Genomic DNA, 269 nt, shown 5'->3' on the forward strand with positions numbered 1-269 from the left:
TGATCGACCGCTTGAGCATCAACAGTAATGTCACCATCAACAAGGCCTGAAATATCCACGCCATCAATGCTGTAATCGCCATTGGCATCAACAGTGACGCCAGTGATGATTTGTACTGTGCCAGCGCTATCGGTGAGCGTTAGGGTGACTGTGCTGTTTGGCGCCACATCGGTAGTGGTACCTGAAATGTCAGCGGTTTCTGCGCCGTCATTGATGGTCAGCGCCACATCAATTGAGCCCGCAGTCGCGTCCATGTTGTCGGTGTCAGC

The 269-nt window shown here is 52.8% G+C and carries 1 pseudogene; it reads right to left on the minus strand.

The window, feature by feature from the left end:
- Positions 1-269 (minus strand): annotated as a pseudogene (locus tag AB4153_RS17020) (RTX toxin); the annotation flags it as partial.

Source organism: Shewanella sp. 10N.286.52.E4, from assembly GCF_041468785.1.
Taxonomy (GTDB): Bacteria; Pseudomonadota; Gammaproteobacteria; order Enterobacterales; family Shewanellaceae; genus Shewanella; species Shewanella electrodiphila.